Below are 21,825 nucleotides of genomic sequence, written 5' to 3'. Positions count from 1 at the left end.
ACCGGAAATCCTGCGCAATGGCAATGCTTGCGCGGGGGGATCGAATCTCCTTGGTCTGGAACCCGATTAACCTAAGAATGGAGACAACATTCCCGCGAGGTCCGGTTTCGGTTAGTCTCAAGTCCGTGGGTCGGGGAAATTCTGCGTCACATGCGAAACGCATGGGACCGTGACGGGAATACGGTGGAGCGCGTGAAGATACTCATCGTGGAAGAGGACACCGACCTGGGCGGCCTGTGGCAACGCCATCTGGAGCGCCAAGGTGGCACTGTGACCACCGTCACGACCGCGGCCGAGGCGCTGGCTCATCTCGGCACGGCGCGTGTCGACATCATCGTGGGCGATCTCGACCTTCCTGCCAATGGCGCAATCACGGTGGCGGATTACGCCGCCTATCGCCACCCGGAAACCCGCGTCGTCTTCGTCACTGCGCGCTCGTTCTTCTCGGATGGCTCGGTCTTTTCCATGACGCCCAACGCCTGTGCCTTCCTCCCGGCGGCGACCAGGGCCGAGGATCTGGCCATGATCGTCGCGCATCACGCGGAACGCGTGCCGAAACAGTGACCGGGTCGCAGGCGCGTCCTCGTCTTTCCCTTTTGCCTCCTCCCCCGTAGTTTGACCCCATGTCCAGCGACACATCCTTCGACCCGCCCAAACCCGAGGCCGTGATCTTCGACATCGGCAATGTGCTCATCACCTGGACGCCGGAGGTGCATTATGACCGCTGGATCGGCCCGGACCGTCGCCGCGCCATGTTCGCCGCCGTCGACCTTCACGGCATGAACGAGAGGTTCGACCGGGGCGAGCCCTTTCGTGCGGTGGTCGAGGAGACGGCCGCCCGCCACCCCGAATGGCGCGAAGAAATCCTGATGTGGCACGACCGCTGGCTCGACCTCACCCTTCCCGTGATCGACCATTCGGTCCGGCTGTTGCGGGCGCTTCGCCAAGCCGGGCATCCGGTCTTTGCGCTGACCAATTTCGGCGTGGACAGCTTCGCCCTGTCGGAATCGCGGGACCGCTTCCTGACCGAATTCGACCGCCGATACATTTCGGGGCATCTGGGCGTGACGAAACCCGATCCGAGTATCTACCAGATGGTGGAGGAGGACTGCGGCATCGCGCCTGACCGCCTTCTGTTCACCGACGACCGCGTCGACAACATCGCTATCGCCAAGGACAGGGGATGGCAGACCCATCTCTTCAAGCATCCGCAGGGATGGGCCGACACACTGGTCGAGGCCGGACTTCTGGCCCGCGAACAGGCCGTCTAGGCGCCCGGTTCCGTCGTCAGCCGGTCGCGAAGCCTCGCTAGATAACGGTCCAGAAGCCCCTGCGCCGCTGCCTGCGACTTGGCCTCGGCATAACACCGGCACTCCGGCGCATTTCCGGACGGGCGCAGATGCACAACCTCACCGGTTTCGAAGGTCACACGCAGTCCGTCGGTCTCGTCGATCCCCGCCACCTCGCCGGCGCCCTCGAAGAACGCGGCGCGCGCACCGGCATTCTTGGACAGTGTCGCAATCAGCGCCGATGACCTGTCGCTTGGCACCTCCGTCACGCGGTCGGCGGCGGTGAAGACCGACGGCAGACCTGCGACGAGATCGGCCAGCCGCACGCCCTGCTCCCGCGCCATCACCAGCGGCGCGATGATCGGCAGGAGGCAGTCGCGCGTCATGAGCGGGGCGAGCGGACCGGCGGGCCCTTTCGCGGCGAAGCCAAGAAGAAAGCCGCCGTTCGCCTCGTACCCCACGACCGACACGTCCGGGTCCTTCGCTTGACAGGCTTCCATCTTCGCGATGACGAAGGGCGAGCCGATACGCGTGCGATGGACAGTCCGGAAACCCATCTCATCGACCATGCTGTTTGATGAGACGGGCGTCACGATCACGGACGCGCCCAGCGCCTTGGCGGTCAGGGGCCCCAGCACGTCGCCCGGCACGATGTCCCCGGCGTGGTCGGCCATCAGCGGCCGGTCGGCATCACCGTCTGTCGAGATCAGCGCGTCGAGGGCTCCAGCCTTGCACCACACCCGGATATCGTGGGCCACCTCCCGGTCGACGGCTTCGGTATCGACCGGGATGAAGCGTGACGACCGGCCAAGCGGGACCGGCACGCCACCAAGGGCTTTCACGACCGCCGCCATGAGGTCGCGAGCCACTGAACTGTGTTGGTAGACCCCGATCCGCCAACCGGAAAGCGCCGCATCGCCATAGGCGGCCCTGTAACGCTCGACATAGGTTTTGGCCGTATCCGGCGCGGTTTCCTGGGCGATGACGGTCCTGTCACGCGCGGGCGATGCACCAAGGGCGGCCCGAATTGCGGCTTCGTCGTCCTTCGATATCTCGCCACCCGGCACGTAGAACTTGAGCCCGTTGCGGTCCGCTGGAATATGGCTGCCAGTGATCATGACCGCCGCGTGGCCCCGCGCCATGGACCCGAGCGCCAGTGCGGGCGTGGGAACGGCGCCGCAATCGACGGCCAGCAACCCCTCGGCGGTCACGGTGTCCAGAACGATCTTCGCAATGGCCGGCGACGACGGGCGCAGGTCGCGCCCGACATGGATCGCACCGCCATTGGGACAGGCCCGTAGGAAGGCCCGGATATGGTCCGCCACGAGTGCGTCCGTCAGGTCGACGACCAGTCCGCGAAGCCCGCTCGTTCCAAATTTCGGTGCCATATCCGTGCCCTTGCCACAGCCTTCTGGTGCCGGTCCCGGCACCTCGGGCCAGATGTGACAGAGCGGGCCGCGAAACGGAACCCCGAAGGCGCGTCACGCGATCTCGAGCGCGTCGAGGTTCTGGTAGGACAGTTCCATCCCGTCGAGCATTCCCGTGTCCATCATCTGCTTGCGCGTCTCGGCGTCGGGCAGGGTCATGGTCATGACCATTCGCGTTCCCGCACCGTGGCTGTTGAACAGCGTCTCCACCACATTGGGCGGCGTCGGGTCGGGGAGCAGCATGATCTCTTCCTGCACCACCCGGCGCGGTTCATCGAGTTCGAGGAAGGTCCCGGTGATCTGAAACTCGTAATCCGGTCCCTTGTGGAGCATCCGGTATTTCCCGCCCACGCGCGCGTCGATGTCCACTTCGGCAACTTCCCAGCCGTCGCCGCCGCCGTTCTGCCATTTCTTGATAAGCGCCGGTTCCATATGCGCGCGCCAGACAAAGGCCGGCGGCGCGTCGAAGTCACGTGTGACGACCAGTTGGGTGTCGCCATTCAGTTCAAAACTCAAGGGTTTGGGCATGTCAGTCTTCCTTGTCATGAAAGGGATAGTCAGGGGTTCGCTCGTCCTGTGCCTTGCGCATCTCTTCCGCCAGAACGGCGTCAAGGCGGTCATAGTTTGCCGTGAGCACGCGCCGGAGCCGGTCGAGCCAGCCCTCGAGTTCTTCGAGTGTCCCGCCCGCCAACCGGCAGGGGCGCCGGGTGCCGTCCACCCGTCGCGTGATCAGCCCGGCCTCCTCCAGCACCTTGAGATGGCGCGAGATCGCCGGTTGCGAAATGGAGAACGGCGCCGCGAGTTCGAGCACGGTCGCTTCGCCTTCGGCCAGCCGGGCAAGGATCGCCCGGCGGGTCGGGTCGGCGAGGGCACCGAAGGCTGCGTCGTAGTCCAAGGCGGGCATCGTCATGTGGATTCCTTATTTGCCATCTCTTTATATAACACATTATTTATTTAATGAGAACCCCTGTCAAAGCAGTGTTGCCAGGCCTCCCTCCAAACGACACACTCGTTCCCGATAGAACGAGCGCGACATGATCTGGTTTTTCCTGTGTTTTCTGGCTTTTGCCTTGGCGGTCGCGCCCTTCGTGCGCGAGCTGTTTCGCCATCCTCCGCAGGTGGACCGCGCCGACGCGCAGGGTGAGACCGCGCTCCTCGAAGACGGCGTCACCCACTATCATTGGCACGGACCCACGACCGACAGCGTGATCGTGCTGATTCATGGCCTGAGCTCCCCCTCCTGGGTCTTTGCCGGGCTGATCCGGGGGCTCAACATGATGGGCTATCAGGTCCTGAGCTACGACCTCTACGGGCGCGGGCTGTCCGACCGGCCCCGCGACCGGCAGACTCCGGAGTTCTTTCTGAGCCAGCTGACGAGGCTTCTGGACGAGCAAGGGCTGGAAGGGCCGGTGTCGATCATGGGCTATTCCATGGGTGGAGTGATCGGGGCGCTTTTCGCTGCGCGCTATCCCGAACGGGTGGACCGGCTTATCCTGCTTGCGCCGGCGGGCATGGACTATGTGCCGGGACCGCTTCTGGGACGGGCGGGAAACTCGGGGCTTTTCGGTCACTGGCTCTGGCAGGTGGCGGGTCCCAAGACGCTGCGCGAGGCGGCGCGGCGCGATGCAGCGGGCCCGACCGTGATCCCGGACCTGGCCGACCGGATCGACGCCGAACTGTCCCGGCGCGGATACCTGCGCGCGGTGCTGTCGGCGCACAAGAACACGCTGTCGCTTCAGATCGAAACCGTGCATCGCGACATTGGCAGGATGGGCACACCGGTTCTGGCGATCTGGGGCGAGGAGGACGCCGTGATCCCGCTTACCGCGATCGGCAAGCTGACCCAGTGGAACCGAAACGCCCGACATCACGTGGTGAAAGGCGCGGGCCATGCCCTACCCCACACCGCACCGACCGCGATCATCGCCGCCGTCACGGAGTTCCTGCGCGAGGTCTAGAGCCTCGTCACCAGCGTCTGCAGCGCCTCGGCCCCGCGATGCTTGTGCCGTCTGGTGTAGACGTAGGCAGCAAAGCGTGCCGTGAACCATTCCATCTTCGGCGCCTCGATTACGACGGTATCTGTCCAGACACAGCCCTTGCCGTGCGGCTGGATCGACAGGTTATGATCCCAGCGCGTGACCTGTGAGTTGTGTTCGCAGCTCTGGATCACGCGCGATTGCCGGTCGAGCGTTTCGACGTACATCGTATGGCCGGGGTTCTTCAGGACTCCGAAAAGCGTGATGTCCACGACATAGGTTTCACCTTCACGCACCACATCATCGGGCAACCCGTGATAGGCCGCGATCCCGCGCATCGCCTCGGTCATTTCAGAGAATTGCAAGGCCTCGGCAAAGACGGTGTCGGCGTCGCGAGGGTAACGGGCCGTGATGGTGATTTTCCGGGTCATCTCGTGGTCCAGTCAGATGGCGGCAGATAACCGGACCGGACAGGTCGAGGGAACCCCGGAAAAGACAAACCCCGGGGCAGGGCCACCGGGGATCATCGAAACGGCAGGTCGCCCTGCCGGGTGTCCAATGCGGGTCTTAGAGAAGACCTTCGCGCTGGGCTTTCTTACGGGCGAGTTTGCGTGCCCGGCGAACGGCTTCCGCCTTCTCGCGTGCTTTCTTGATCGAGGGTTTCTCGAAATGCTGCTTGAGCTTCATTTCCCGAAACACACCCTCACGCTGAAGTTTTTTCTTCAGTGCACGGAGCGCCTGGTCGACGTTGTTGTCGCGAACCGATACCTGCATGTGGTTGTCACCACCTTCCTAAGTTTGAGTTGCAAAAAGTTGCAGGAGCGCGCCTTATATAGGCAAGTTTCCCCCCTGTCCACCCCCCGAACCCCTTTGCGCAAAGGCTTCCCTTGATGGAAGCCCGGACCCGTGGCATGCTGCTTGCCAGGGGCGGAACAAGTAATAACAGAGGTCTCACATGAGCGAGAAATCCGATGCAGTCACCCTGCTTGACGCGGTGCTGATGCATGTTCCTTTCGACGGCTGGTCCGAGGCGGCCCTGCGCGCGGCCTGCGACGACACCGGCATCCCGATGGAAGCTGCGCGACAGCACTTCCCGCGCGGCGCCGTGGACATGGCCTTTGCCTATCACAAACGCGGCGATGCCGTCATGGTCGCGGCCCTACGGGAACGCGACCTCTCCGCCCTTCGTTTCCGTGACCGCATCGCGCTCGCCGTCCGCCTCCGGCTCGAAGCGGCAGATCGCGAACTCGTGCGCCGGGGCATGACGCTCTTCACCCTGCCCCAGCACGCCGCCGACGGCTCCCGCGCACTGTGGGAAACGGCCGGGCTCATCTGGGACACACTGGGCGACACCTCGCGCGACGTGAACTGGTATACCAAGCGCGCCACGCTTGCCGCCGTCTATTCCTCCACGGTGCTCTACTGGCTCGGGGATGAGAGCGTCGGATATGAAGCGACCTGGGCGTTTCTCGACCGGCGCATCGACGACGTGATGAAGATCGAGGATGTGAAGGGTCGTGTCCGGGGCACGAGGCTGTGGGACGCGTTGATGGCGGGGCCGCCGGGCAAGATGCTTGACATGATCCGCGCACCGGGCACGCCGCGCCCGGGCTACCCGGGAAGCTGGGACCGGAGCTGACGGACCCGACACCGATCAGGTCATGGACATCGCGCCGGCTCCGCCCGTAGGCTGCGCATTCATTGCGCACCCATTCTGACGGAGACCCCCATGACCATTCCAACCACCATGCGTGCCGTCGAGATCACGAAATCCGGCGCGCCCGAAGTGCTTCAGATCTGCGACCGCCCCGTGCCGAGCCCGGGTCGGGGCGACGTGCTCATCCGCCTCGCCTATGCCGGGGTGAACCGGCCCGACGCGCTGCAACGTGCCGGCATGTATGCCCCGCCCCCGACCGCGAGCGATCTGCCGGGGCTCGAAGGTGCGGGCGAGGTCGTGGCCGTGGGGCCGGGTGTCACCGGTATCGCGGTGGGCGATGAGGTCTGCGCGCTCTTGCCGGGCGGCGGCTATGCCGAATTCGTCACGACCCCGGCCGCGCATTGCCTCCCGGTGCCCAAGGGCCTTTCCCTGAAAGAGGCCGCCTGCCTTCCTGAAACCTACTACACCGTCTGGTCCAACGTCTTCATGCGCGGCGGGCTGACTGCGGGCGAGCGGTTCCTGGTCCACGGCGGATCATCCGGAATCGGCACGACGGCAATCCAACTCGCCCATATCTTCGGCGCGCGCGTCTTCACCACTGCCGGTTCGAACGAGAAATGCGAAACCTGCAGGTCGCTCGGCGCCGATGTGGCCATCAACTACCGGAACGAGGATTTCGTGGAAGTGCTGCGCGAAGTCGGTGGCGCGAACCTGATCCTCGACATGGTCGGGGGCAGCTATATCGAGCGTAACATCCGGTCGCTGGCCGACGACGGGCGCATGGTCCACATCGCCTTCCTCACCGGGCCAAAGGCCGAGATCAACTTCGCCCAGATCATGGCGCGACGGCTGACGATCACCGGATCGACGCTGCGGCCGCAATCCGACGCCGCCAAGGCCGCCATCGCATCAGAGCTTCGGGACAAGGTCTGGCCGCTTCTCGACGCGGGACGGGTGCGCCCGGTGATGGACAGCACCTTCGCCCTTGCAGACGCGGCCAAGGCGCATGAACGGATGGAAAGCTCGGCGCACATCGGGAAGATCGTGCTCGACATTGCGAGCTAGACTCTAGCCAAGCGCCGTCCAGGCCCCTTTGCCGATGGCGAAGAGGGCGATCACGACGGCGACCTGAACGGCCGCGCTTGCGATCGCACGTGACCAGCTTTGCACGGGTGGCGCCTCTGGCATCGCCACATCGGCATCCTTCGGTGCCTCTTCGTCCGGCAGGGGTTCGGCCGCGGCCAGCGCCTCGGCGAAATCGGCGAGGTTGAAGCCGTTGAAATCCTCGCCCTTCAGGTCGAAGGCCGCAAAGGCGCGCGCCAGCCGTTCGGTCACCTCGGCGATGTGGTCCTCGTCCGCAGGGTCGAAATAGCCCGCGGGGATGCCGCTCTGCCCCTGCTCCATGCCGAAGCCCGCCGCCTCGAAGAAGACCCTGACCATGTCCGAAGAACCTTGGAGCGCCGCGATGACCTTCGGGTCCCGAAACAGCGCGACATAGTCGGCGTCTCCGTCAGGGTGTCTGTGGATGTCGAAGTCATAATACATGGCGGTCCTCTCGCGTCGCATCGCCACAATCGTGGGAAACTTTGTCGCTCGATTGGATGAAATGGTTCAATTCGGAGGCAATTGTCCCGCAGTCACCGTCAGAACCCGCCCCGCACGCCAGCGCTTGCATCCGCCGCCCGCGCCCCCTTCAATGCCCGCAACCAGTGAGGGCCCCATGGATATCGCGAGCCGCGTCTACAATCACCAGTGGAAGATCGACCCCATCGTGCGGTCGCTCATCGACACGGATTTCTACAAGCTTCTCATGTGCCAGTCGGTCTATCGCACCCATCCGACCACCCAGGTGACGTTTTCGCTGATCAACCGGACCGCCTCGGTCCCGCTCGCCAAGCTCATCGACGAGGGCGAACTGCGCGAGCAACTCGACCACATCCGCACGCTGTCGCTCACCCGTGGCGAAAGCACCTGGATGCGGGGCAATACCTTCTACGGCACCCGCAACATGTTCCGCGCCGACTTCATGGAGTGGTTCGAGGGCCTGCGCCTGCCGCCCTATCACCTCGAACGCGTGGGCGATCAATTTGAACTGACGTTTCACGGCACATGGGCCGAGGTCATGCTGTGGGAGGTGCCCGCGCTCGCCGTGATTATGGAACTGCGCTCCCGCGCCGTGCTGCGCGACATGGGGCGGTTCGAGTTGGAGGTGCTCTATGCCCGCGCCATGACCCGCGTCTGGGACAAGGCGCTGTCCCTGCGCGCGCTGCCGGGCCTGAAACTGGCCGACTTCGGCACCCGGCGGCGGCACGGGTTTCTGTGGCAGGACTGGTGCGTGCAGGCGATGGTCGAGGGGCTGGGCGAGGCCTTCGTCGGCACCTCCAACTGCCTCATCGCCAAGAACCGGGATCTGGAGGCGATCGGGACCAACGCGCATGAACTGCCCATGGTCTATGCCGCGCTGGCCGAGGGCGACGCGGCGCTGGCGCAGGCCCCCTATCAGGTGCTGGCCGACTGGCAGGAGGAGCATTCGGGCAACCTGCGCATCATCCTGCCCGACACCTATGGCACGAAGGGCTTTCTGGAGCGCGCGCCGGATTGGCTGGCGGGCTGGACCGGGATCCGGGTCGATAGCGGCGACCCGGTGACGGCGGCGGAAACGGCGATTTCCTGGTGGCAGGAAAGGGGCGAGGACCCGCGCGAGAAAATGGTGATCTTTAGCGACGGTCTGGACGTGGAGGAGATCGAGCGGCTCCACGGGCTGTTCGCGGGTCGGGTGCGGGTGAGCTTTGGCTGGGGGACGCTGCTGACGAATGATTTCCGGGGGCTGGCGGCGGGCGATGCTTTGGCGCCCTTCTCGCTGGTGTGCAAAGCCGTCGCCGCCGACGGTCGCCCGACGGTGAAGCTATCGGACAACCCGGCGAAGGCTATGGGGCCGGAGGGTGAGGTTGAGCGGTATAAGCGGGTGTTTGGGGTTGGGGCTCAGGTGGAGCGGGAGGTTGTGGTTTGATTACTCAGTCTTTTGCGCATCGCCGAACGCCACCAAATAATCTAGGCCGCTCTCAGGGCAGTCCTCTGACGGATAGTGCTCATCAAAAAGGTCATTTGTCTTCTTCAGATACTTGGCAGCAATAAAAAGCCAGTAGTTATCAGAATTGTAATCCGGGATTGCTCCAGAGACATGCCCACGATGTGACGGATTTCTGCAAGAGGTCGAATTGTGCCATGAGAGGTGTTGCCATTGTGAATGCACAGAAGCACTGAAAGGCTGATAAACCCAGTTATAGAAATCTAAAACACCCGCCTCCTCCGCCATTTTTCTCGTGCTGATGCCCGACCAGCTACCTAGGTTGACATCCAAGAGATCAGAGTTGAGCTGAGAATTAACCCACCACTCTTGAAATTCGATCATTGCGGATAGGTCTTCTCCGTTGATATTGTGAGGATCATTTTCAAGTTGCTGCCGTCTATGTTCGGCTTCTAACTTAACATTTCCGACACCGTATTCGATGAATAGCTTCGACCTATTTAGTGGAGCCTTAAGTATCCAAGCGAGAGTTATAAAGACGTCAGCCATAACACGGAGAAAAATTGGCGCTGAGTGGGGCGTCCACATTACGGGAGCCGACGCAATATCCACGGCAAGAGTGGTTTGTCGCGCGATAAGGCATCCTACTACTTGGGAAATCTCAACTTGAGACAAGTCAAAGGCAAGCACATCGCGCCTATGCAGAAACTCTTTCTTGACGGTCGTCTCAAATCCAAAAATAAGTCTTTCTAGATCACTTTGAGCGTCCACTTCAGGTATAATCGTGTCTCTTTCATACTCACATGGCCCCATACCCTCAACCGACCTCCAAAATTTGCTGTGCCATTGTTCATCCACGTCGGTTTTCACTTCAGGCGAACCCAAAAAAAGAAACGGCGCCATTGCTCTCACAGCCGCTGCGACGGACCGGGATTCTTCGGTGTCAGGGTACTTGAATATCTCCTCTAACCTGTCCACTGCTGGATCCTTTATGGAAGAAGAAATAAATAGCTTCCCCTGACTGCCGAGCAGGTACACAGAAGTTGCCAAGCTAATTGCAGAAATCCGACTATGTCTGTCGTAGAGTTCATCAAGAATCATTGAAATCTTCCGCGCACCGAGAGGCACTGCGTCACTAACTTTCCCTTCGAATAGAAAGTCCAGAGGATGATCTTCAAACACCTCATTCATTGGCCCAAACCCTCTGCGGAGAATGTTCAGGGACCGAAACGGTGTCCTTTTTAAAACTTCTCGAATCTCATCGTCAGTAAGATCACTGAAGGAGGACATTCGATTGACCGCACTTGTCGTCCTCTCACTCTTTATATCAAGCACAGTCTGACAAAATGCGCGAAGGACTTCCATGTCTCGTGGTCCGAACGGCTCTCGGAGAAAAACAGCCAACCAGAAAACTTCCGGAATAACGTCGACCGCCCAGTGATAAGGCGAGTAGTTTTCTCCGAACGCGGCCTTTAGGGGAGGTATTAACCTTCTTTTCTTCTTCTTGTGATCTGAAAGAACTGGCTTCCGCAAAAAATCGCCCCACGTTATTTGAATGCTCTTTCACCTACGGTATGAGAATTCATCCTCTTGCGCATTAACTTTCTGCTCACTCCACCCTCCCCCGCAACGCCTTAACTTCCCCCCGCCGCTTCTTCTCGTCCACCCGTTTGCGCTTCTGGTTCAGGGACACCTTCGTCGGCACCCGCCGCTTGGGGACCACCAGCGCCTCCCTCACCATTTCCGCCAGACGCTCCTGCGCGATCTCGCGGTTCCGAGCCTGTGACCGCGTGTCCTGCACGAACAGCACCACCGCGCCGTCGCTCGTCCACTTGCGCCCTGCGACACGGCGAAGCCGACGCTTGACCGCATCAGGCAGGTTCGGCGAGCGCTCCGCCTCGAACCGCAACTCCACTGCCGTGGAGACCTTGTTCACGTTCTGACCGCCGGGACCGGACGCGCGGACGAATTGCTCGGTCAGTTCCCAGTCCTCGATGGTTATCTTGTCGTTTATCCGGATCATCTTGCCCAACGCTCCCCACGCGCAATAAGTGCCCGCCAAAAGCCCCCCGAACAATCGAAAAGGGCCATCCGTTGCGGATGGCCCTTCGAGAAGTCAGGAGGTGGGGCCGGTTAGACAAAAGTCAGCTTAGCCCGCTACCCGCCGAGGGCTGCCCCGGCTGGGCGCTTCTACTTTGTCCCGGCACCTCGCTCCACAAATTCTCTAGACATGGACACCTCCTTTCTTGAGTTGAATTTCAATAAGGTCAGGGTGACACACATCTTGTGTCGGTCAACAAAAATCATGCGACCTGTGGTGAAAGTTTTGTAACGAGTGCGCGAAAGGGAACAAGTGCCACCAAAGCGAGCAGAAGTTTGACGCCCCAGTCCGCGACGGCAAGGCTGACCCAGAGCGGCACGACACCGCCAAAGCCCAGGAACGGCACGCCCTCGGTCGCCCAAGAGGTCTCCATGTTCGCGGCGTCCGGGAACACCGCGCCGAGCGTGGCCGAGAAGGCGATGGAGAAGAAGAGGAGCGTGTCCACAGCCGATCCGACGAGGGTCGAAGCGAGCGGCGCGCGCCACCAGGTGCCCTCGCGCAGGCGGTTGAAGATCGCCACGTCCAGAAGCTGCGCGGTCAGGAAGGCGATGCCCGATCCCACGGCCACCCGCAGCGACACGGCGGCGAATTCGTAGCCGTCGCCCTGAAGCATGATCTGGCTCCCGATGAGCGAGCAGACGACGCCGACGACGAAACCGGCGAGCACGACGCGGCGCGCGGCCTGCACGCCGTAGACGCGGTTCATCACGTCCGTGACGAGAAAGGCGATAGGATAGGTGAAGGCCCCCCAGGTGAGCCAGTCACCAAGCAGAAACTGAACGAGGATGTTGGAGGCCACCACGACGGCGGCCATGGCGATTACGCCGGGAAGAATGCGGGTCATGTATCTGGTCCGTTTTTAACAAGGTCGCGGAGACTTGGCCCTGCGCACACCGCAGGACGGGCGGGAATTAGAGGTTTTCGTCCACCGGATCAAGAGATTCCCCTGTCGCCGGCAGCGGATCGTCGACGACGATGTATTCCACGATCTCGTTCTTCTGGAAAAACCGCTGGTTGTCATCGGCGACCATGACGATCCGGATCTGTTGCAGGTCGTCCTGCCAGACCGAGATGCCTTCGAGGTTGTCATGGGTGCGCGGCGAGGTGACAAGGAGCGTGACCTCGCCGGTCAGGTCGGTGTCTGACATGTCGAAGCGGCGCACGCGGGTGGAGAACCCGAGGTCCGAGGTCGAAAGGTCGCGTTCGAGCAGGTAGAAACGCCCGTCCGGCCCGATGTCCGCGCCCACCGGCAGGAACTCGTCCCGGCGCGGAATGTCGAAGGGCTGGTCCCAGGCGCCGTCTTTGTAGCGAAACACGGGAAAGGGTCGCGCCATGGCGCCCGAACGTTCCGGCAGGGTATAGAGCGCTCCGTCCGGCCCGATGGCCAGCGCCTCCAGCGAGGAGTTGTTCTGCATCTCGGCAAAGGCTTCGGCGCGGGGAAGCTCGGTGCCGCTGTCGCCTGTGACGTCGGCATATTCCATAATCCGATGCTCTGCCTCGAAGGACACGAACATCCTGCCATCGGCCGCAATCGCAAGCCCTTCGCTGTCATCGAAAAACCGCGGTAGCGGGCCACCGTCGGTGTGGGTCAGGGAGAGGATCGGCCCGCCCTCGGCCCCGATTAGCCGTCCGCGGTCGGTGCGAATGAGCCGCCCCGAGGTCACGAGTCCGCGGTCGGAGACCACGGTGAAGCCCACGCCGTCGTCATCCACCTCGATCCCCGACCAGCCCCCGAAGGCCTCGTCCGGAATCGACCAGACCACCGACGACGAAATCACCGCCGGATAGGGCGATTGCGCACGGGAGACCGGGGAGAAGGCCGCAAGGGCCGCTACTGCGATTGCAAGACGGCGGCGCATTGTTGCGGCAGGTCCGCGAGGGTCAGCTCACGGCGGGGTTGCGGTGCCGGCGCGTTCGGGTCGCGCGGCTGCGGCGGCGGCGGGTTCAGGATGTCGTTGACCCACTGCTGTGCATCGGCGCATCCGTCCCCGGCGGGGATCGGGTCCTGATCGGAACAGCCCGCCATGCCAGCGGGGCAATTCAGTCGGACATGGAAATGGTAGTGGTGGCCATACCAGGGCCGCACCTTGCGCAGCCAGGACCGGTCGCCGGTGGCATCGTTGCACATCTGCACCTTGGCTCCGGCGAAGACGAAGATCCGCGCCACGGCCGGGTCCGACGCGGCGGCCTTGATCACTTCCATATGCTGGGGCGTCCAGCTCGAATTCACGTAAGCGCCGTTCGAGCGCTGCATCGAGATCGACGAGATGTTTTCGCGTTCCTGCGGGGTGAGGTCGAGGCGCGTCGGGGGCAGCATCCAGATGTCGGCATCGAGCCCGATCTGGTGGCTCGCGTGGCCCGTCAGCATGGGGCCACCGCGCGGCTGGCTCATGTCGCCGACATAAAGCCCGGCCCAGCCGGGTTGTTGCGCGGCCTTGGCGGACAGGCGTTTGACGAAGGAAATCAAGTCCGGGTGGCCGTAGTTGCGGTTGCGCGACAAGCGCATCGCCTGCCAGGTCGGTCCGGTTTCCGGCAGACGTTCGGCCCCGGCGAGGCAGCCCTTGGAATAAGCGCCCCAGGACGCCGGGGTCTGCGATGAGGGCGCACGCGCCGCGCCGAAGAGCCGTTTTGCCGGCTCGTTGGAGGTCGAGATGATCTCGCGCGCGGCGGTCATGTTGTATTCGGATGCAGGCGGGGCGGCCCCACCGCCACTGCGCACCGGGCGATCCTGTCCACAGGAGATGAGAAGCGCGGCGGCTGCCAGCGGTAGGAGGAGAGCCCGCATGATATCCCTATCGTTCGCCGTTCGGTTTCACCCAGACTAGCAGAACGAGTCCCAGAAGAAAGAGCGCGATCAGGGGCGATACGCCAAGACGCGCCGATCCCGTGATCGTCGTGAAAAGCCCGATGAGGGCCGGTGCCATGAAGGCCGTGGCGCGCCCCGACAGACCATAGAGCCCGAAACTCTCGGTCGCAGTCGCGGGGTCGGTGTGTTTCACCATGAGCGAGCGCGAGGCCGCTTGAAGCACACCGCCGAAGCCACCGATGATCACGCCGCAGGTGAACATCACGATATCCGGCACGATCGACCCTTCGGCCAGCGGAATGCCGTAGAAGCTCTGCCGGTCCATGAAGACGATCGTCACGATGACGAGGATGAGCCCGATGATCGAGCCCGTGATCACGGGCTTCGGGCCAAGTCGGCTGTCGAACCTGCCACCCACCCAGGACAGGGCGGCGGCAGCGATGGCCGAGACGATCCCGAAGATCCCGATGAGGGTGATGTTCCAGTCGAGCACCAGCGTCGCATAGACGCCCCCGAAGCCGTAAAGCCCGTTGAGCGCATCGCGATAGAACATCGACGAGCCGAGAAAGGCGGCCAAGGATTTGCGCCGCCCCAGCGACTTGATCGAATTGCCGAGGAGCGACATGGCGGCCGAAAAGCTGTGACGCCGCTTCGGAATGTGGCCCTCACGGACCCAGAGGAAATAGGGCACCATGAAGACTGCGAACCAGAGCGCCACGAAGGGGCCGACGAACCGGGTGCCTTCGCGCATCTCGCCATCGACGAGCCCGAACACCGGCGGCAGGCCGATGAGCGTGGTGCCGTTGCTGCCCTCTGCGAGGAAGAGGAGCGTGATGATGAGCGCGATGATCCCGCCGAGATAGCCGAAGGCAAAGCCCGATCCCGAGGTCTTGCCGACCGCCTCGTCCTCTACCAGTCCCGGAAGCTGCGCGTTGATGAAGATAAGCGCGAACTCCGCCCCGATGAAACCTACACCGAAGGCGATGAGCATCGCCCACATGTTGCCGCCGGCCGGGTCGGTATACCAAAGCGCCGCCGCCCCGATGATGTAGAGCGCTGAGAAGGCCCAGATCCACGGGCGTCTGCGACCCGAGGTGTCGGCGAGCGCACCAAGGATCGGACCCCCGAAGCCGATGATGAGCCCGGTGATCGTCAGGCAGGTGGACCAGACCGTCTGTGCGCGCGCATCGGCCAGGGTCTCGTCCAGTCCGATGGTCATGAAGTAAGCGGCGGCGACCGTCGCGAAGAACGGGCCGTAAATGAAGGTGAGAAGGACCGTGTGGTAAGGCTGCGAGGCCCAGTCGAACCAAAACCAACCCCAGACCCGTTTGCGCGGCGATACGACGGCAATGCGCTCGCCCGGTGCAACCTCTACCATGCCCTGCCCTCTCCCCGTTTTCCTATCCTTATGGCGGGCATCGCGCGGCTGGCAAGGTTAATGGTCTCGCAGGGCTCACATTTCCGGCGGCCACGGCCTGTGGCGGTCGGCCTCGATCCAGCCGGTGACCCAGTCAGGAAGCGGCGGGGAAGACACATCCTCCTGACCCACGGCGGCCAGCACCCGCGCGGGCGGGACGATCCCGTTCCGATCCGTCACGGCCGAGCGATAGAGGATATGGGAGGTGCATTCCTCGCCTCGCCACATGCTTTGCTCGAGGTAGATGAACTTGTCGTCCCAGCCTAGTGCCCGGCTTTTCACCGTGACCCGGTCGAACATGCGCACCCGCTTGCGATACATGACCGAGGCCCCCGCCATGGTCAGCCCCCAGCGGTTCTTGCGCAATGCGGTGACGAGCCCGGCCCGCTGTGCGAGCGGGATGCGCCCGAGGTCGAAGATGGTCAGCGTGCGCCCGTTGTTAAGCTCCATCCAGATGTCCAGGTCCCAGGGCATGATCATGTGATGGGACACATGGACGCCCAGGAGAGACAGCGGCTCCGCCCGGGAGGCGAGGACCATTTCCTTGATCATGCGAATGAAGGGATACATCGGGACACTCCTTTGCCCCTTCGTGCTGCGTCGCAGTGCGGCCTGCGTCAACCGTTCCTTCGCGTCGCTCTTGTCATATCGGACGCATGACCATAGGTCAGTCGCGGAACACATGGGTCAAACACGGGTCAACGCACGATATGCTGTCGCTTCTGCAAATTCTCTACGCCATCACCAGCGTCGTCTGGTTCATCGTGATCGTGCACATCATCATGTCGTGGCTGATCAACTTTCAGGTGCTCAACCTGCGCCAGCAATTCGTCGCGCAGCTCTGGTATGGCCTCAACCGGCTGGTCGAGCCGGTCTATGGGCCGATCCGGCGGATGCTGCCCAACATGGGCGGGATCGACCTGTCGCCCATTTTCGTGCTGCTCGCCCTTTTTGCGATCCGCACCGTGATCAACAACAACATGTATCATTTCTACTGACGTCTTGTCGGCGGGTGGGCGCTTCGGCTATCCCCGAAGCATGCCTGCCACTCCTGACCTCGATCTCCTGAAATCCGTCTTCGGCTTCGACGCCTTTCGCCCCGGTCAGGACGAGGTCGTCACCTGCGTGACCGAGGGGCGCGACACGCTCGCCATCATGCCCACGGGCGGCGGCAAGTCGCTGTGCTACCAGCTCCCCGCACTGCTTCGCGACGGTGTGACCGTGGTCATCTCGCCCCTCATCGCACTCATGCGCGACCAGGTCCGGGCGCTTCGTGCCGTGGGGGTCGAGGCTGGCGCGCTGACCTCCGGCAACACCGAGGAAGAAACCGACGCGGTCTTCTCCGCGCTTTCCGAGGGGCGGCTCAAGCTGCTTTACATGGCGCCGGAGCGGCTCGCCTCCGGCGGCACCGTGAACCTCCTGCGCCGCGCGAACGTGCGCATGATCGCAGTGGACGAGGCGCATTGCGTGTCGCAATGGGGTCATGACTTCCGGCCCGATTACCTGCGTATCGGCGACCTAAAGCGCGCCCTCGGCGTGCCGCTCGCGGCCTTCACCGCCACGGCGGACGAAGAAACCCGCGCCGAGATCATCCAGAAGCTCTTCGACGGGCAGACGCCGACCACGTTCCTGCGCGGTTTCGACCGGCCCAACATTCACCTGGCCTTCGCCGTGAAGGACAAGCCGCGCGAACAGATCCTGAGCTTCGCGGCGGCGCGCAAGGGTCTGTCGGGCATTGTCTATGCCGCGACCCGCGCGAAGACCGAGACGCTGGCTCAGGCGCTCGTGGAGGCCGGGCACGAGGCGATCGCCTATCACGCCGGACTCGACCCTGACAGGCGCCGCGACGTCGAACGACGGTTCCAGACCGAGGACGGGCTGATCGTCGTGGCCACGGTCGCTTTCGGCATGGGTATCGACAAGCCTGACATCCGCTGGGTCGCGCATGCAGACCTGCCGAAATCCATCGAAGCCTATTATCAGGAAATCGGCCGAGCCGGTCGCGACGGCGCGCCCGCCGAAACCCTGACACTCTACGGCCCAGACGACATCCGGCTGCGCCGGAGCCAGATCGACGAAGGCCTTGCCCCGCTCGAACGGCGCAACGCCGATCACGCAAGGCTGAACGCCTTGCTGGGCCTCGCCGAGGCGGCCACCTGCCGGCGGGTCCGGCTCCTGGCCTATTTCGGGGAAGAGGCGGCACCCTGCGGGGTCTGCGACACCTGCGACAGCCCGCCCGAGACCTTCGATGCGACCGTGACCGTGATGAAGGCGCTGTCCGCTGCCCTGCGCACCGGGGAAAGCTTCGGGGCCGGTCACCTGATCGACGTTCTGCGGGGCACCGAAACCGACAAGGTCACTGCCCGCCACCATCAGGATCTGCCCACCTTCGGCGTCGGCAAGGACCTGACGAAAGGGCAATGGAACGCGGTCTTCCGGCAAATGATGGGGCTCGACCTTCTGCGCCCCGATCCCGAACGCCACGGCGCGCTGCGCGTGACGCAGACGGCGCATCCCGTCCTGCGCGGCGAAGAGCAGGTGATCCTGCGCAAGGACAACATCGCAGCCACCCGCGACCGCCCTGCCGTCCGAATGCTGGTCAGCGAAGAAGACGCGCCGCTTCTGTCCGCGCTCAAGGCCAAGCGCCGCGCCCTGGCCGAAGCCCAGCGCGTGCCGGCATATGTCGTCTTCACCGACCGGACCCTCATCGAAATGGCCGAGCGCCGGCCCATGACGCTAGACGCCTTGGCGGGGGTGTCCGGCGTGGGGGCGAAGAAGCTCGAACGTTACGGCGCGGAGTTTCTGGCCGTGATCGCGGGGGCCGAGGTCGAGGAGATGCACCCGGCCCGGCGGCGGCTGGCCGGGTCGGAGGCAGGCGTCCTGTTCGACGAGCTTTCCCGGATCGCGCGCGATCTCTATCGCGGCTTCGACGGCACCGACAAGCCGCTCTCGGTCTCGCCCGCGCTTCTGCGCCACATCGCCGAACGACGACCCGCGAACCAGGACGACCTCGCCCGGATCCGGGGCATGGACGCCGCGCGGATCGACCGCTTCGGTGCCGATTTTCTGGATGCACTGAGAGAGAGGGCCTGATGCTCGTCACGATTTCCCCTGCCAAACGGCTGGATGAAACGCCGGGAACCGGCACCGGCACCGAACCCGCCCTGAAGGCCGAGATGGAGAAACTCGTGACCACGACCCGGCGCCTCGGGTTGAAGGACATCGAAGGCCTGATGGACCTGTCCCCCAAGCTCGCTCGCCTCAACCGCGATCGGTATCGGTCGCTCCTGTCCGGCACGGGCGCAAAACAGGCCATCGAGATGTTCGACGGCGACACCTATACCGGCTTCGATGCGGGATCGCTCGACACGGACGCGCTCGACTATGCGCAGGACCACCTGCGGATTCTGTCGGGGCTCTATGGTCTTCTGCGCCCGCGCGACGTGATCGAGCCGCACCGGCTCGAAATGGGTACCCGGCTTGCCACGCGCCGGGGCAAGTCGCTTTACGAATTCTGGGGCGACCGGATCGCCGGACGGCTAGTGGAGGACGCGGCGAGCAGCGGAACCGACACGCTCCTGAACTGCGCATCGGTCGAGTATTTCACCGCGGCGGACCGCAAAGCGCTGACGCTCCGCGTGATCACGCCCACCTTCTACGAAACCAAGGCGGGCGAACCCCGGATCGTCAGCTTCTTCGCGAAACAGGCGCGCGGTGCGATGGCGCGCTTCGTCTGCGAGAACCGGGTGACGGACCCGGCCGCGCTCGCCGCGTTCGACGCGGGCGGTTATGTGTTCCAGCCCGCGCAATCGACCCCGGATCGCCCGGTGTTCCAGCGCGATGAAACCGCCGCTCAGACCGCCGCCTGAGCGGTGACGGAGGCCTCCGGCTGCCCCGGGTTCGTGGGCAGGGGTGGCCGGGCGTCGGCGGGACAGGCAGCGGCGATTTCCGCCAGAATAAGGTTTTTCGGGAAGGGCTTCGTCAAACAGGCGTCGAGCCCATGTGACAGGATCTCCTCCCCGTCGCCCAACATCGCATGGGCCGTGAGCGCCACGATTCGGGTGCGGGGCCGGTCAAGCGCCTCCTCCTGTGCGCGGATCAAACGGGTCGCTTCCTTGCCGTCCATGCCCGGCATCGAGATGTCCATGAAGACCAGGTCGGGCTCGAAATCGGCCCAGGCATTCACCGCCTGAAAGCCGTCTTCGGCAAAGCCGAGCTGAATATCGCAGGCCTTGACCAGCTTCGAGAAGACGAAGCGGTTGGTCTTGTTGTCCTCGGCCACCAGCACGCGCATCAAACGCGGGCCTCGGTCGTCCGGCCCACCCGCGGGAGGTGTGATCACGGCCCGTTTCTCGCCCTCTGCCACGGTCACCGTCGAGGGGTCGTCACCCGGCGCCGTGCCGCCCCTACGACTGCGAAAGCCCGGCGCGGAGGGTTCCGGCAGGGCCAGCAGGATCTCCATCAGGGCCGGGCGTGAATGCGGCTTGTGCAGCACCCGGTTGTCGTTGCAGGCGACATCTGGCGCGAAAGGGTCAGCCACGGTGACGACCGGCGCGGGCGCGGTTTCGCACATCGCCGCCATGTCCGCCCGGATCAGCTTCTGATCGACGAAGATCACGTCGACGTCGGAGGCGCGCTCTCGCCCGGCTTCGACCGTGTCGGCCAGCTCGACCGCCATGCCCAAAGCGACCAGACGCTTCGCGAGGATCGCGCGGTTCATGTCCTCCGCCATGACCAGAAGCGCCCGCTTGAGCCAGTGCGGCCGTTCCGCCAGAGGCGCTTCGGCGACGGTGGGCAGCGTGACGGAGAGCCCGAAACATGAGCCGACGCCAAGCTCGCTTTCCACCCAAAGCTCTCCCCCCATCAGGTCGACGAGGTGCCTGGTGATGGCAAGGCCAAGACCGGTGCCTTCGAACATGCGGTTCTGGTCATCTTCGACCTGGTTGAACTCGCCGAAAACATGCCCCTGCATCTCGGGTGCGATGCCAATCCCGGTGTCTTCGACCGTGATATGCACGCGTTGCGCGACATCGCCCTCCGGCACACCGACGACCCGCACCAGCACATGGCCGTCCGAGGTGAACTTCACCGCGTTCCCGATCAGGTTGGTCAACACCTGGCGCACCCGCACGGGATCGCCGACATAGCGGGTCGGCAGGAACATGTCGTAGTCGAGCATGACCTTCAGCCCCTTCTCGCGGATCGACGGCTGAAGCAGCGCGATCACATCGAGCACGGTCTTCTCAAGGTCGAAGGGTTCGGGATGAAGCGCCAGCTTCGAGGCCTCGATCTTGGAGTAATCGAGCACATCGTTGATGATCGTCAGAAGCGCGCGGCCCGACGAGCGGATCGTGTCGAGATAGGATTTGAGCTCCTCGTCCAGATCCGCCTCGGCCATGAGGTCGGCCATGGCGAGAACCCCGTTCATCGGCGTGCGGATTTCATGCGACATGTTGGCGAGGAAGGCCGATTTCGCGCGGCTGGCGGCTTCGGCCCGGTTGCGGGCGAGCATGAGGTTCTTCTGCCGCCGGACCGCCCGCGTGATGTCGAGCCCCATCGACACCGTGTCCCCGTCCGGCGCGCGCCGGTCGAGGAGCCGGACATAGGTCCCGTCCCACAGCCGGATTTCACGCGGCTCGGGGGCGGTCTGCGCCCAGCGCTCGAGCATCCAGTCGCGCCAGCCGGCCCTTGTGCGGTCTCCGATATCGACGATCCCTTCGAAGACGGCGACATCGATGATCTCGTCGTAGTGCACCCCGGGCCGGATCAGTTCGAGACCGTCGAAGGGCCGGTAATAGGCGGCATTGGCAATGACCAGCCGCCCGTCGGCGTCGAACACCGCGAAACCGTCCTCTATGGTCTCGATCGAGGACCAGAGGCGCCGCTTGGCGATATCCACCTCTTCCGACTTGCGCACGAGGTCGGTGCGCACCACCGCAACCTCTTCGCGGGTTTCGACCAGATCCTCCGACAGCGCGCGGGCGTGGCGCGACAGCATCCGGTTTGCTGCGTTCAACTCGGCCTGTTTCTGTTCCAGAAGCCGCTCTGCCGCCATTCGGGCGCGGCGTTCGTCGGTGAGGATATCGTCGGTCGGCATGGGTGTCTCCGCTTCGTCCCGGACACC

The 21,825-nt window shown here is 63.7% G+C and carries 23 protein-coding genes; 9 read left to right on the top strand and 14 right to left on the bottom strand.

Translation table 11 applies throughout. The annotated features are described in order from the left end of the window. The first annotated feature begins 150 nt into the window (after positions 1 to 150). Both KJP29_RS04865 and KJP29_RS04860 read left to right on the top strand, forming a co-directional pair. Complete coding sequence (locus KJP29_RS04865; RefSeq protein WP_255553447.1) at positions 151 to 564, top strand: response regulator; 414 nt, start codon at positions 151 to 153, stop codon at positions 562 to 564. A 59-nt stretch (positions 565 to 623) separates the two neighbouring features. After that, the gene (locus KJP29_RS04860; protein WP_218462447.1) at positions 624 to 1,271 is read left to right on the top strand and encodes an HAD family phosphatase; all 648 of its coding nucleotides are present in this window, start codon (positions 624 to 626) and stop codon (positions 1,269 to 1,271) included. On the opposite strand, the gene KJP29_RS04855 is transcribed toward KJP29_RS04860, so the two are convergent. The 3 genes from KJP29_RS04855 to KJP29_RS04845 form a co-directional block, all read right to left on the bottom strand. Next, positions 1,268 to 2,677 (bottom strand): phosphomannomutase, encoded by a 1,410-nt coding sequence (locus KJP29_RS04855; RefSeq protein ID WP_218462446.1) that lies wholly within the window; start codon positions 2,675 to 2,677, stop codon positions 1,268 to 1,270. The two genes, KJP29_RS04860 and KJP29_RS04855, sit on opposite strands and share 4 nt — an antisense overlap. 93 nt (positions 2,678 to 2,770) lie before the next feature. Further along, positions 2,771 to 3,244 (bottom strand): SRPBCC domain-containing protein, encoded by a 474-nt coding sequence (locus KJP29_RS04850; protein WP_218462445.1) that lies wholly within the window; start codon positions 3,242 to 3,244, stop codon positions 2,771 to 2,773. Position 3,245: 1 nt separating this feature from the next. Then, positions 3,246 to 3,626 (bottom strand): helix-turn-helix transcriptional regulator, encoded by a 381-nt coding sequence (locus KJP29_RS04845; protein ID WP_255553444.1) that lies wholly within the window; start codon positions 3,624 to 3,626, stop codon positions 3,246 to 3,248. Between the two features lie 124 nt (positions 3,627 to 3,750). On the opposite strand from KJP29_RS04845, the gene KJP29_RS04840 reads away from it, so the two are divergent. After that, positions 3,751 to 4,674 carry an alpha/beta fold hydrolase gene (locus KJP29_RS04840; protein ID WP_218462444.1) on the top strand — a complete coding sequence of 308 codons (924 nt, stop codon included), beginning with the start codon at positions 3,751 to 3,753 and terminating at the stop codon, positions 4,672 to 4,674. Here the strand turns inward: KJP29_RS04840 and KJP29_RS04835 are convergent. Together KJP29_RS04835 and rpsU are read right to left on the bottom strand one after the other, a co-directional pair. Next, positions 4,671 to 5,123: a hypothetical protein gene (locus KJP29_RS04835; protein ID WP_218462443.1), complete on the bottom strand. Its 453-nt coding sequence runs from the start codon at positions 5,121 to 5,123 to the stop codon at positions 4,671 to 4,673. The two genes, KJP29_RS04840 and KJP29_RS04835, sit on opposite strands and share 4 nt — an antisense overlap. Before the next feature lie 136 nt (positions 5,124 to 5,259). After that, positions 5,260 to 5,466 carry a 30S ribosomal protein S21 gene (gene rpsU / locus KJP29_RS04830; RefSeq protein WP_218462442.1) on the bottom strand — a complete coding sequence of 69 codons (207 nt, stop codon included), beginning with the start codon at positions 5,464 to 5,466 and terminating at the stop codon, positions 5,260 to 5,262. A 181-nt stretch (positions 5,467 to 5,647) separates the two neighbouring features. On the opposite strand from rpsU, the gene KJP29_RS04825 reads away from it, so the two are divergent. Further along, a complete protein-coding gene (locus KJP29_RS04825; RefSeq protein WP_218462441.1) occupies positions 5,648 to 6,331 on the top strand; it encodes a COQ9 family protein in 684 nt (227 codons plus the stop codon). 96 nt (positions 6,332 to 6,427) lie between these two features. After that, positions 6,428 to 7,414 (top strand): NAD(P)H-quinone oxidoreductase, encoded by a 987-nt coding sequence (locus KJP29_RS04820; RefSeq protein WP_218462916.1) that lies wholly within the window; start codon positions 6,428 to 6,430, stop codon positions 7,412 to 7,414. Between the two features lie 3 nt (positions 7,415 to 7,417). Here KJP29_RS04820 and KJP29_RS04815 read toward each other — a convergent pair whose 3' ends face one another. Then, positions 7,418 to 7,894 carry a hypothetical protein gene (locus KJP29_RS04815; RefSeq protein WP_218462440.1) on the bottom strand — a complete coding sequence of 159 codons (477 nt, stop codon included), beginning with the start codon at positions 7,892 to 7,894 and terminating at the stop codon, positions 7,418 to 7,420. Between the two features lie 175 nt (positions 7,895 to 8,069). Here KJP29_RS04815 and pncB point away from each other — a divergent pair, with 175 nt between their 5' ends. Next, the gene (gene pncB / locus KJP29_RS04810; protein ID WP_218462439.1) at positions 8,070 to 9,359 is read left to right on the top strand and encodes a nicotinate phosphoribosyltransferase; all 1,290 of its coding nucleotides are present in this window, start codon (positions 8,070 to 8,072) and stop codon (positions 9,357 to 9,359) included. On the opposite strand, the gene KJP29_RS04805 is transcribed toward pncB, so the two are convergent. The 7 genes from KJP29_RS04805 to KJP29_RS04775 form a co-directional block, all read right to left on the bottom strand. Beyond that, the gene (locus KJP29_RS04805; RefSeq protein ID WP_218462438.1) at positions 9,360 to 10,910 is read right to left on the bottom strand and encodes a DUF5677 domain-containing protein; all 1,551 of its coding nucleotides are present in this window, start codon (positions 10,908 to 10,910) and stop codon (positions 9,360 to 9,362) included. A gap of 76 nt (positions 10,911 to 10,986) precedes the next feature. Next, complete coding sequence (gene arfB / locus KJP29_RS04800; protein WP_218462437.1) at positions 10,987 to 11,400, bottom strand: alternative ribosome rescue aminoacyl-tRNA hydrolase ArfB; 414 nt, start codon at positions 11,398 to 11,400, stop codon at positions 10,987 to 10,989. Positions 11,401 to 11,680: 280 nt separating this feature from the next. Continuing rightward, positions 11,681 to 12,322 carry a queuosine precursor transporter gene (locus KJP29_RS04795; protein WP_218462436.1) on the bottom strand — a complete coding sequence of 214 codons (642 nt, stop codon included), beginning with the start codon at positions 12,320 to 12,322 and terminating at the stop codon, positions 11,681 to 11,683. 67 nt (positions 12,323 to 12,389) lie between these two features. Further along, positions 12,390 to 13,337 carry an esterase-like activity of phytase family protein gene (locus KJP29_RS04790; protein ID WP_218462435.1) on the bottom strand — a complete coding sequence of 316 codons (948 nt, stop codon included), beginning with the start codon at positions 13,335 to 13,337 and terminating at the stop codon, positions 12,390 to 12,392. Next, positions 13,310 to 14,152, bottom strand: a complete 843-nt coding sequence (gene mepA, locus KJP29_RS04785) for a penicillin-insensitive murein endopeptidase (RefSeq protein WP_255553466.1) — start codon at positions 14,150 to 14,152, stop codon at positions 13,310 to 13,312. The genes KJP29_RS04790 and mepA overlap by 28 nt, the downstream gene beginning before the upstream one ends. 118 nt (positions 14,153 to 14,270) lie before the next feature. Further along, positions 14,271 to 15,635 carry an MFS transporter gene (locus KJP29_RS04780; protein WP_218462915.1) on the bottom strand — a complete coding sequence of 455 codons (1,365 nt, stop codon included), beginning with the start codon at positions 15,633 to 15,635 and terminating at the stop codon, positions 14,271 to 14,273. A 102-nt stretch (positions 15,636 to 15,737) separates the two neighbouring features. Next, entirely contained in the window at positions 15,738 to 16,271 is a 534-nt protein-coding gene (locus KJP29_RS04775) for an acyl-CoA thioesterase (protein ID WP_218462433.1), read from the bottom strand. 140 nt (positions 16,272 to 16,411) lie between these two features. On the opposite strand from KJP29_RS04775, the gene KJP29_RS04770 reads away from it, so the two are divergent. The 3 genes from KJP29_RS04770 to yaaA are packed head-to-tail and all read left to right on the top strand — an operon-like array spanning position 16,412 to position 19,570. Then, a complete protein-coding gene (locus KJP29_RS04770; RefSeq protein ID WP_218462914.1) occupies positions 16,412 to 16,699 on the top strand; it encodes a YggT family protein in 288 nt (95 codons plus the stop codon). Between the two features lie 40 nt (positions 16,700 to 16,739). Beyond that, on the top strand, positions 16,740 to 18,794 hold the full coding sequence (gene recQ, locus KJP29_RS04765) for a DNA helicase RecQ (RefSeq protein WP_218462432.1): 2,055 nt from the start codon (positions 16,740 to 16,742) through the stop codon (positions 18,792 to 18,794). Continuing rightward, positions 18,794 to 19,570, top strand: coding sequence for a peroxide stress protein YaaA (gene yaaA / locus KJP29_RS04760; protein WP_218462431.1), 777 nt, complete (start codon positions 18,794 to 18,796; stop codon positions 19,568 to 19,570). The genes recQ and yaaA overlap by 1 nt, the downstream gene beginning before the upstream one ends. Here the strand turns inward: yaaA and KJP29_RS04755 are convergent. Continuing rightward, positions 19,555 to 21,798: an ATP-binding protein gene (locus KJP29_RS04755; protein ID WP_218462430.1), complete on the bottom strand. Its 2,244-nt coding sequence runs from the start codon at positions 21,796 to 21,798 to the stop codon at positions 19,555 to 19,557. The two genes, yaaA and KJP29_RS04755, sit on opposite strands and share 16 nt — an antisense overlap. Positions 21,799 to 21,825: the final 27 nt, after the last annotated feature.

Origin of the sequence: Maritimibacter sp. DP1N21-5 (assembly GCF_019218295.1) — a bacterium.
Classification (GTDB): domain Bacteria; phylum Pseudomonadota; class Alphaproteobacteria; order Rhodobacterales; family Rhodobacteraceae; genus Maritimibacter.
This window is presented reverse-complemented; position numbering and strand designations above follow the sequence as displayed.

Excerpts from the sequence above, each read along its gene's own strand:
- rpsU (WP_218462442.1), bottom strand. The coding sequence starts at position 5,466 with ATGCAGGTATCGGTTCGCGACAACAACGTCGACCAGGCGCTCCGTGCA.
- KJP29_RS04795 (WP_218462436.1), bottom strand. The coding sequence starts at position 12,322 with ATGACCCGCATTCTTCCCGGCGTAATCGCCATGGCCGCCGTCGTGGTG.
- KJP29_RS04835 (WP_218462443.1), bottom strand. The coding sequence starts at position 5,123 with ATGACCCGGAAAATCACCATCACGGCCCGTTACCCTCGCGACGCCGAC.
- KJP29_RS04850 (WP_218462445.1), bottom strand. The coding sequence starts at position 3,244 with ATGCCCAAACCCTTGAGTTTTGAACTGAATGGCGACACCCAACTGGTC.
- KJP29_RS04790 (WP_218462435.1), bottom strand. The coding sequence starts at position 13,337 with ATGCGCCGCCGTCTTGCAATCGCAGTAGCGGCCCTTGCGGCCTTCTCC.
- KJP29_RS04860 (WP_218462447.1), top strand. The coding sequence starts at position 624 with ATGTCCAGCGACACATCCTTCGACCCGCCCAAACCCGAGGCCGTGATC.
- KJP29_RS04815 (WP_218462440.1), bottom strand. The coding sequence starts at position 7,894 with ATGTATTATGACTTCGACATCCACAGACACCCTGACGGAGACGCCGAC.
- KJP29_RS04775 (WP_218462433.1), bottom strand. The coding sequence starts at position 16,271 with ATGTATCCCTTCATTCGCATGATCAAGGAAATGGTCCTCGCCTCCCGG.
- yaaA (WP_218462431.1), top strand. The coding sequence starts at position 18,794 with ATGCTCGTCACGATTTCCCCTGCCAAACGGCTGGATGAAACGCCGGGA.
- recQ (WP_218462432.1), top strand. The coding sequence starts at position 16,740 with ATGCCTGCCACTCCTGACCTCGATCTCCTGAAATCCGTCTTCGGCTTC.
- pncB (WP_218462439.1), top strand. The coding sequence starts at position 8,070 with ATGGATATCGCGAGCCGCGTCTACAATCACCAGTGGAAGATCGACCCC.
- mepA (WP_255553466.1), bottom strand. The coding sequence starts at position 14,152 with ATGACCGCCGCGCGCGAGATCATCTCGACCTCCAACGAGCCGGCAAAA.
- KJP29_RS04770 (WP_218462914.1), top strand. The coding sequence starts at position 16,412 with ATGCTGTCGCTTCTGCAAATTCTCTACGCCATCACCAGCGTCGTCTGG.
- KJP29_RS04845 (WP_255553444.1), bottom strand. The coding sequence starts at position 3,626 with ATGACGATGCCCGCCTTGGACTACGACGCAGCCTTCGGTGCCCTCGCC.
- arfB (WP_218462437.1), bottom strand. The coding sequence starts at position 11,400 with ATGATCCGGATAAACGACAAGATAACCATCGAGGACTGGGAACTGACC.
- KJP29_RS04840 (WP_218462444.1), top strand. The coding sequence starts at position 3,751 with ATGATCTGGTTTTTCCTGTGTTTTCTGGCTTTTGCCTTGGCGGTCGCG.
- KJP29_RS04755 (WP_218462430.1), bottom strand. The coding sequence starts at position 21,798 with ATGCCGACCGACGATATCCTCACCGACGAACGCCGCGCCCGAATGGCG.
- KJP29_RS04865 (WP_255553447.1), top strand. The coding sequence starts at position 151 with ATGCGAAACGCATGGGACCGTGACGGGAATACGGTGGAGCGCGTGAAG.
- KJP29_RS04855 (WP_218462446.1), bottom strand. The coding sequence starts at position 2,677 with ATGGCACCGAAATTTGGAACGAGCGGGCTTCGCGGACTGGTCGTCGAC.
- KJP29_RS04825 (WP_218462441.1), top strand. The coding sequence starts at position 5,648 with ATGAGCGAGAAATCCGATGCAGTCACCCTGCTTGACGCGGTGCTGATG.